The organism is Bradyrhizobium sp. Ec3.3, from assembly GCF_000472925.1.
Taxonomy (GTDB): domain Bacteria; phylum Pseudomonadota; class Alphaproteobacteria; order Rhizobiales; family Xanthobacteraceae; genus Bradyrhizobium.
Genome location: NZ_AXAS01000123.1, coordinates 1 through 9,122, shown reverse-complemented (window position 1 = coordinate 9,122; position 9,122 = coordinate 1). Strand labels below are relative to the sequence as shown.

At 59.5% G+C, this 9,122-nt stretch carries 9 protein-coding genes; 8 read left to right on the top strand and 1 reads right to left on the bottom strand.

Going from position 1 to position 9,122, the window contains the following annotated elements; translation table 11 throughout:
* The 8 genes from YUU_RS54390 to YUU_RS0145025 form a co-directional block, all read left to right on the top strand.
* Window positions 1–1,707, top strand: a 1,707-nt coding sequence (locus tag YUU_RS54390) for an Ig-like domain-containing protein (protein ID WP_245288322.1), incomplete at its 5' end; no start/stop codon positions are given.
* 193 nt (window positions 1,708–1,900) lie between these two features.
* Window positions 1,901–2,101 carry a hypothetical protein gene (locus tag YUU_RS59850; RefSeq protein WP_156944930.1) on the top strand — a complete coding sequence of 67 codons (201 nt, stop codon included), beginning with the start codon at window positions 1,901–1,903 and terminating at the stop codon, window positions 2,099–2,101.
* Between the two features lie 62 nt (window positions 2,102–2,163).
* On the top strand, window positions 2,164–2,733 hold the full coding sequence (locus YUU_RS0145055; RefSeq protein WP_027528021.1) for a recombinase family protein: 570 nt from the start codon (window positions 2,164–2,166) through the stop codon (window positions 2,731–2,733).
* A 62-nt stretch (window positions 2,734–2,795) separates the two neighbouring features.
* Window positions 2,796–3,860, top strand: a complete 1,065-nt coding sequence (locus YUU_RS0145050; RefSeq protein WP_156944929.1) for a heparin lyase I family protein — start codon at window positions 2,796–2,798, stop codon at window positions 3,858–3,860.
* A 521-nt stretch (window positions 3,861–4,381) separates the two neighbouring features.
* Window positions 4,382–4,711 (top strand): hypothetical protein, encoded by a 330-nt coding sequence (locus YUU_RS0145040; protein WP_156944928.1) that lies wholly within the window; start codon window positions 4,382–4,384, stop codon window positions 4,709–4,711.
* Window positions 4,708–6,234 carry a hypothetical protein gene (locus tag YUU_RS54385; protein ID WP_156944927.1) on the top strand — a complete coding sequence of 509 codons (1,527 nt, stop codon included), beginning with the start codon at window positions 4,708–4,710 and terminating at the stop codon, window positions 6,232–6,234. The genes YUU_RS0145040 and YUU_RS54385 overlap by 4 nt, the downstream gene beginning before the upstream one ends.
* 10 nt (window positions 6,235–6,244) lie before the next feature.
* Window positions 6,245–7,090 (top strand): hypothetical protein, encoded by an 846-nt coding sequence (locus YUU_RS0145030; protein ID WP_156944926.1) that lies wholly within the window; start codon window positions 6,245–6,247, stop codon window positions 7,088–7,090.
* Between the two features lie 62 nt (window positions 7,091–7,152).
* Complete coding sequence (locus tag YUU_RS0145025; protein ID WP_027528017.1) at window positions 7,153–7,350, top strand: hypothetical protein; 198 nt, start codon at window positions 7,153–7,155, stop codon at window positions 7,348–7,350.
* A gap of 838 nt (window positions 7,351–8,188) precedes the next feature.
* Here YUU_RS0145025 and YUU_RS0145010 read toward each other — a convergent pair.
* Complete coding sequence (locus YUU_RS0145010) at window positions 8,189–8,629, bottom strand: cupin domain-containing protein (RefSeq protein ID WP_027528016.1); 441 nt, start codon at window positions 8,627–8,629, stop codon at window positions 8,189–8,191.
* Window positions 8,630–9,122 lie beyond the last annotated feature (493 nt).

Genomic DNA, 9,122 nt, shown 5'->3' with positions numbered 1-9,122 from the left:
AATTGGGTCTTGCTCTACCAAGACCCTAATCCGATCGTGCGTGGTCAGACCTACCAGATGAATCTGCAGATGGAGATGGACCCGAGCGGCAACACCGGCTTCGTCAACGTCTGGCGCGATGGCGTCGAGATCGCTAGCTATCACGGCGCGATCGGATCGGCGGGTGCGCAGTACTCCTGGCATGAAGGCATTTACCGCGGTCCCTCAACCCAAACCCAAACCTTGGATTTCAGCAACACCCAGATAACGACTGGGCCGGCGCCGGTCCCGCCCGCACTCCCCCAGGAGACGCTGGGTGGCACACCGCCGTCGAGCAGCACCTCCTCGTCCGGCACGACATCTGGCAGCACCACCGGGACCACAACTGGCACGACATCATCGGGCAGCACCACACCGCCTGCGGCCCCGACTGGGCTTGCCGATGCGGCAATCGTCAACGGCTATGTCAATGCAGCACGGGACACGACGACGCAGCAGCTGACGGGCTCGGCGGAAGCCGGCAGCGCGGTCAGCGTCTACGACGGAACCTCCAAGCTCGGCACGGCGACCGCCGCAAGCAACGGCAGCTGGAGCTATACGCTGGGCCATCTCGCCGACGGTAGCCATAGCTTGACCGCGACAGCGACTGATGCGGCAGGCACCAGTGCAGCAAGCGCCCCGCTCGCCTTCAAGGTTGACACCCAGGCGCCGGCCACGCCCACGCTGGCGGCCTATTCGCAGGCAGGTTCTGCAGTCGGCGGTAGCACGACTCTCACCGACATTGTCCTGAAGGGGACCGCGGAAGCCGGCAGCACGATAAAGGTCGATGACGGTACCACTCAGATCGGGACGGCCACCACGGGCAGCAGCGGGGCCTGGAGCTTCGATACCGGCACGATTGCCCTTGGCAGCCACAGCTTCACCGCCACCGCCACCGACATCGCCGGCAACACCAGCGCCGCCTCGGCAGCCGACGCGGTGACGATCACCAGCACGACGGCGTCAACGACTCCGGTTGCGCCGACAGTCACAGTCGCCAGTAATTCGCTATATGTCAGCCCGGGCGGCAGCATCCCGCTGGGCCTCTCAGTGAGCGTGCCCAATGCGGGCGATAACGTTACCGTCACCATCAGCGGGTTACCAAAATACGAGACCATCACCGACAATCTGGACCATAAGACCTTCAGCGGCAGCTCGGTCACGCTGACCGCGGCCGAGGTCAACAGCGGTCTTTCGCTGAGCTCCTCCTACCAAGGCAACGGTCGACCGCGTGCGACACTGACAGTCACCGCGACTGACAACACCGGGACGCCGATCACCAGCTCGGCGCAGACGATCACGGTGGTCGATCCACCGGCGACCACCACGAGCTCGAGCACGTCGACGACGACGTCGGTGACGAGTTCGGACACCTCCACGACGACGACCTCAGGGGATGGCAGGTCTTGGGGGCAATCGCACCACTACGCATCTCAGTCGTTCAACCATCATCCCGACTTCGCACGGGCGGCGACAACGCTCAGCGACACCGGAGCATCGAACGTCGCGTCCACTCCCACCATGACGACGACCGATCCCGCCGCAGGCGCCGTCGCGAAGGCCTACGCCCTCCTCAATCAGATGATGGCGGGCGATTTCGGCCGCGAGTCGCATTTCGCGCAGACGGCGACGGCATTGTCGGCATCATCTCAGCAGCAGGCCGACTTCCTCGCGAGGCCTTTGCACTAACTACCCAACCAAGGTCACGCGGCATCGGGCCGCCCCGTCGGGGCGGTTCTGGTGTCGCGCGGCCGGCGTCTTGGCGAGCGGGCCATTGAACTCCGTAACGCACAGACGGCTGTGAGAAAAAATTCCTGCACCCCTGCGTCGCCCCGCGCGATGTGTGCCCCGGCCCTCAGGCGGTGCCGGGTGCTGCCTGGCCTTGGCCGCGGAACAGTCTTGGCCCGCCGCGCCCGGCGACCGCGAACGGGTCTCGGGGATTCAGGACACCCGCTCGCAAACTAGCAACACCTGCGTGGCCTTGGCGTTCCCCCGCGTCGTATTCGTCGGCGAGGCGGCATCGATCGCTAAAGCCGGTTCGGCCGTTTCCACAACTCAGCATATTTGGAAAGAATTCGATTGACGTTGAATACGCAAGTCAAATAACTTTCCGAAAGTCAGCTTTCCACAAATGGGGTTTCGGAGATGAAATACGGATATGCAAGGGTGAGCTCGAAGGCTCAGGACTATGCGGCTCAGGTCGAAGCCCTTAAAGCGGCCGGCTGCGAGCCGATCTTCAGCGAGAAGGCGTCGGGCAAGTCGACTAATGGCCGCCCTGAGTTCGCCAAGCTGCTGAAGGCTCTCTTGCCCGGCGATACCGTCGTGGTGACCAAGCTAGACCGCCTGGCGCGCTCGAGCCGCGACCTGCACAACATCCTGCACGAGATGAAAGAGCTCTCCTGCGGCTTCGTATCGCTTGGGGAGGCTTGGTGCGACACGACTACCGATGTCGGCCGGCTGATGCTGACCATCATGGGCGGCATTGCCGAGTTCGAGCGGGGACTGATCCGCCAGCGCACGGATGAGGGCATCGCGCGCGCCAGGAGGCAGGGCAAGAAGATTGGCCGGCCCGGGCGCCTTGATGACGGCCAGAAGCGTAAGATCGCTGAGTTCTACGCTGCCGGAAAGACGATCCCCCAACTTGCCGAGGAATATGGCTGCGGCATAGGCACGATCTGGAGGGCGCTTCAACCCGAAACCAAGGAAGCGGCATAAGTAGGCTAGACTGGCCGCCGGGGCGCGTCCTACAGCGCCGTGCAGGATGCAGGGAGGGACGCATGCAACGGCGCGATTTCATCCGCCTTGTTGGAGCGGCAACGGCCTGGCCGCTCAATCAGATTGTCGAATATCGGAATCTGTTGATTGATTATGTTGCCCCCCCGACTGCTATTACCACAGTACGTACTGCGTCCTCGCAAAATACCGTGTTCAACACTGCCGCAGGCGGCACGACTGCTTCGAGCCATCTCAACGTGTTCGGCACGGCCAATGCCGGCGTCACGTTCTCGATTTATGTCGACGGCGCATTGTCAGGAACCACCACGTCAGACGCCTCGGGTAATTGGGTCTATGACATGGGCGTGCTCGCGGACGGTTCTCATGCGGTCTATGCTGCGAACGGTAGCGGCGTTTCGCCGACATTTAATTTTACGATAGCTCCCAATATTACGAATTTTGATGCGACCGCTAACGTCCACTGGACAGGAGTTGACGGAGAGGATGTTCAGCCCCAGCACGATCCGACCGCGGGGAAGACATGGTGCGTAACCAATCCCGATACGCATACGCTTCGATATGAAGTTCGTGCCAGCGATTATTGGAGCACTACGGGCTGGAGTGATCTGACCAATGATGCCGGGGCTAACCGCTCGGAATTCGAGTTCGCCCCGAGATATTCAGACGGTACGCAGATCTACGTTACATATGAGTTGACTGTGCTAACTGGGCCGATCGTCGATAGTTCATTCTGCGACCTCGGCCACTTGGACTCAACTGCTGGATCTGCCCCGTCCCCGGTGCAAATCGTGCTGCAACAGAACACTGATAAAATGCAGATCACCCTGCAATCTCCAAGCAACAACTTCATTCTGGCCTATCAGGACGCCAACCCGATCACTCGCGGACGAACTTACAAGCTCGACCTTCAGATGAAAATGGACTCGGTTGGCACTAACGGCTTGGTCAGGGTCTGGCGAGACGGTGTGCAGATCGTGAACTACTCGGGTCAGGTCGGATCGCCCGGTGCAACGTACTATTGGAAGAGCGGTATCTATCGCAGCAGCTCGCCGGCGGGCCAGACCCAAGCTGCAACAATCCGCAACGTGCTGATAGCGAGCGCTTAAATGCAGCTTATCCTACCGGAAAAGTCCGCGTTCCTCGTGGTGGCACAATGAGCTTGGCGACCAGCACACGCCCGAGCCAGCGGTGGGACTAGGCGCGCTTATGAACCGCGCGCTGACGTATTTACGGCTGAGCCGAAGTTCTTGAGGACCTCTGACACCATGCTGCTGAGACCGCCGGAAACTGCGTCCAGCTGATCGCTCGTCAAGACGCGGCCTTCGAACCGGACTTTTCGCTCTGAATTGGTCGGCTTCCTCACATCCGTCATGGCATTGCTCCTTTGGCGATTGTGCGGGCGTTAGCGGTAGCCAATCTTGAAACGAGGCGACGTTCAGTGATCGGGCTCACACTGGGACGATGCAAGATGTAGCAATCAAGCCGGAGGCACATACTAAATCTTGCATTTTGTTTTCGTTTCGTGCATACTTAATGCATGAATACGCAAATCACCGCACGATCTACGCGCCAGCCACGCCAATCATGCACGAGGCTGCGTGACAAGCTGAGTAACGGGACCCGTTTGATGCCGGGCGTCGATTTGCGCTCGGCCGTCGGGCGTCGCTTCCGATACCTGATGGCCAGTTACGAACTCGAGCTGGGCGGAGACCTCGGCGAGGCTGAGCAGGCGTTGCTACGTCAACACGTCGTCTTGCAACTCGAATCCGAACGCCTTCAGGCCGATGCAATCAGGGGCGTGACCGTCGACCGTGATTTGCTGGTGCGGCTCACGAGCGAGGCACGCCGCAGTCTTGGGGCCCTACGAGCGAAGGTCGCCAAGCGCAAGCAACCTGCCCCGACGTTGCGCGATCGGCTCCAGCAGCGCGCCGCGGGGCGCGCCGAGGTCGTTGATTGAGCACGACTCCCAACATTATCGAGGCCATGAACGACGCGGAGATGTTCGCGCCGTGGTTCCACGGCGAGAGTTGGAACGGCTGGCGAACCGTGCTCAAGGGCGCTTTCGCGCTGCCAATGTCCGACGACGAACGAGTTTTCTTCCGCTCCGTCAGCGACCGAGATCCGCCAACAGAGCCATGCCGCGAAAGCTGGTGGATCTGTGGCAGGCGCGCGGGCAAAGACAGCGTTGCAAGCTTCATTGCCTCCTACGTGGCGGCCACTTTTTCAGACCATGACAGACTGCGGCCTGGTGAGCGCCCGCTAGTGATGTGTCTGGCTTGCGACCGCGATCAGGCCAAGATCGTCTTGAGCTACTGCAAGGGCTATTTTGAGCAGATCTCTCTCTTCGATGGCATGATCGAACGCGAGACACAGACGGGATTCGAGCTGAGCAACGGCGTGGATATCGCTGTTGCAACGAACAACTTCCGCAGCGTTCGCGGTCGCCCAATCCTGTGCGCAATTCTCGACGAAACGGCTTTTTGGAGGGATGAGAGCAGCGCCAATCCCGATCAGGAGGTGTTCAATGCGATCAAGCCGGGCTTGGCGAGCATTCCCAATTCGCTGGTGATCGGCATCAGCTCGCCATACCGCAAAGCCGGCCTACTCTATTCGAAATTCCGTGATCATTTCGGCAAGGACAGCAAGACGCTCGTCATCAAGGCTCCAACGCGGGTTCTGAACCCGACAATCTCGCAGCAAGTTGTCGACGACGCGATGGCGGAGGATTCCGCCGCGGCTTCGGCCGAGTGGCTAGCCATGTTCCGCGACGACATCAGCGCATTCGTCACACGCGAAGCCGTTGACGCCTGCGTGTCGCCGGATGTGCTCGAGCGTGCGCCTGTGCAGGGCGTCACCTACCATGCGTTCACTGATCCGAGCGGCGGCAGTAGCGACTCGATGACGCTTGCTATCGGTCACTCGGAGGCGAACAAGAGCGATCGATCGCGATCAATCGCAGTCCTCGACCTAGTTCGCGAAATCAGGCCGCCGTTCAGCCCTGAGAGCGCGGTGAGCGAGTTTGCCGAACTACTTCGCCGTTATGGCATTCGAATGATCAGGGGCGATCGGTACGGTGCTGAATGGGTTCGCGAGGCCTTCCGCAAAGTTGGCCTCGAATATCGTCCGAGCGACCTCAGCAAGTCAGAGATTTACCGCGATCTTTTGCCCAGATTGAACAGCGGAGAGATCGATCTCCTCGACAACTCGCGCCTCATTACGCAGTTGCTGAGCCTTGAGCGGCGCACGGCGCGCGGCGGTCGCGACAGCATCGATCATCCGCCCGGACAACACGATGACATCATAAACGCTGCGGCCGGTGCGCTGGTTTACTGTTCGTCAGAGCGCGGCCGCACACCGCAGGCGATGTTCGGAGCCTACTCCAGTCATGGCATCCGCATTTCCAGTCAAACACCACAGGGCAGTTTTGACGGGCCAATCCTTGAGGGCGACCTCAAGGGCGGCTTCGCTGTTTCGAGATAGGAGAAGTTGAATGGTCGTTAAAGGTCGACGCAAAATTCTGCCGAAAGACGTTCCCGGGCGAGCCAATAGCGAGATCCGAATATGGGATCTCAAATCTAAACCCAGCTCGACCATCGAGCGGTTGGAGAAAGCCTACCTCGGCGCCTTGGGTGCCGTTGATCTTGCCGAGAGCATCGGCACGCAGCTTGCCGCGGATTCCCGATATACCGACCAGGGCCGGCAAGATCAGTTCAAGAATCATGTTCTGCATCAAGCGGTGCCGGTATTTCACGAGGGGCGCCGCGTGATTTCCAATGCCAGGCGCGAACTGGAGGATATGCGCAATCGCGTCCAACTGCCGAAGGCTGATCCGACCGACGCCGCCGGAGCGATTGCGCGGATGGAAATTCGGACGTGGCTTCGTAGTTTGCCACAAGCCGAGCGCGACAAAATCACGAGGGCCGAGAACATCGATCCGCAGATCCGTTCTGCAATCCTCGAGTCGCCCTCGGTGATGACGGGCATTTCTGAAATCCACATTGGTCTGATGAAGGAGAAGGCTCTCCGCGAGTTGCACGGCCCTCTGATGGATGAAATCGCGGAGCTATCTAGCGCAGTCGACATCGCCGCGTCTGCGGTCGAGGCTGGTCGCGATAGCGCACGCGTCGATACCGGCTTGTCCAAGGAGCAATTTGACGCTGCCGCGAAGCCGATCGAGCAGCATCAGAGTGTGGCGTGGCTGCGGCGCCGCGGTGCGGAGATGCGAGTAGTTGATCTCGATCGCCACGTCGAGCGCGAGGCGACTGCTGACGAGTTGGCCACGGGTATCGAGGCTGCAACCCACGACGAGTTCATTGCCAAGCGCAGCGCCGCTTAGGTTTAACCAGTTTCCTTGACGCCGGATGTACGCGCAATGGAAGTCACAGAGGACGAAGCGACATGAGTTATAGCTTAAGTGATGCCGACAAACAGATGATCCGCCATGCTGCCGGCAATCTGAATGGCTCGCAAGTCACCACTCTACAGACCGCAGTGGCCGCGCGGCTCCAGGCCGATCTCGATGCCGGCAAGATCAAGGCTGTGACGCGAAATCACCTCCGAGCAGCCTGCACGGCCGAATTGTCGAAAGGCAAGTGAACGCGGGAATGTGCGATCCTGATTCATCAGTGATCTCCACGATCGAAATATTTCGTTTAAAATAGTGAGTTTAGTCTGACCCGAGTCCGGTGTTAGATCCTCCAACAGTGGCTGAGGAGATTGGTGGGGCCTTCCTAAGTTCGGGGGCAAGATGATCACCGAGATAGTGTATCTTACTGCCTTGGCTCTAGCCGAGATTGCTTGGCTCTATGCTCTTGCAAAAACAACATTGACCGTTGGCAATTGGATGATGTCTTAAGCGCATCGTCTCCCAGATGCTTGTGAATCGAGATCAGAGAGGCGTTCCACTCAGCCGGCCGCGCCGCTGTATTGTCTAGAACAGTCGCGATTTGAAAGTCACATAGTAGATTTTCAGAAGTGTTCGCGTGGCCCCCAGCGTGAAAAACCCAGCCACCGAAGGGTTCGATATGTTGCCAGCATATTGGACCTCTTGGGACATCGAAACTGAGCCGCCGCCAATAGGAGAGACGCGTGGCGGCGGCAGGTGGATGGCTGATGATTAGTAGCTTGGAGTCTCTTGCCCAGCGGCGCTCGAACCCGCGTGTCACTCTAGCGCTGCGCGGTAGGTTAGAATGTGAAAAAAATGTCAGGCCGGTCGCTGCTTGTCAGAGGTGATCTTTCCCTTCATGTCCGAATTCGCGCGCTCGAGCCGACCCTACGCAAATCGATGGCCGATGAATTATTCGCCTGTCCGGATCTGGAAGGCCCCGGCGGCCGGCGAAAGTTCTGGATCAAGGTCAAAATCGCAGCCATCCAAGTGTACGCCTTCTGACCACGGCTCGAGCTTTGTCGAAGGAGCAATAGCGGAAGTGTTGTCTTACTCCGCAAGCAAGCCGCGGGGCGCGTTCCGCGCGATCAGCGACCTGAGCTTGTTGACGGCTCGGATCGCGATGCCAAACGGGAACGGATAGGTCAGGTGGAGGAAGGCGACCTTCTTCACATAGCCCTTGACGTGCCATTTGGCGTGCGCACCGCTGCGAAAAAGTATCACGTCACCAACGCCGTAGCGCTTCGGCGGCATGCCGTCGTTTTCGAGCACGATTGATCCTTCGAGGATCAGGATGGTCTCGTCGTGATCGTAGTACCAGTTGAATTTGCCTTCGGTGCACGACCAGATCATGGTGTGGGCAGTGTGGCACGCGCTCGACGACAGCAGGCGGGAACGGGCTTCTGGATTGCCTTCGATGATCCAGGATGGCTCGATCGGCGATGGGTCGAGATCTACCTTGTAGTGCCCCGTTTCAATTGGTGCGAGCATCGGTTTTCCCCCACTACAGATTGCACGGCCTCAGTTTCCGGGTTTTCCCGCGAGTGTGAAGAGATTAGCCGCGCCTCTTAGGAGGTACCTCTTGCCTGCGATGAGAGCCTGAGTCGATGTGAGGAGGCTTGAAAGCCAACTCTATAGCTCGCGCTCCATCGCCGAATGGCTGCGGTTCTTTACCTTGTATGGGGCTTTCCTTGTCAAGGGTAAACTTCCTCACACGCTGCTCTCTATCCACTTGTCGAGTCCCTCCGGTTGCTTGGGTGTCAGCAAGGCGCTTCCTTCCATTCTCGGCATGAAGGGCCCCCTTTGCTTGGCCGCGCTGAGCGGTCAATCCCCGCAGCCCGCAAGGGGCACGCCTTTTGGCGCGCGGGATTGACGGCGAAAGCGCGTGCCGAGCGATAATGCGCCATTCCAAGAATGGCCTGGCGGCGAAGTTCACGATCTTCATCTTCACACGCCGTTGGCGTCGTCTTACCCGTAAGCATGA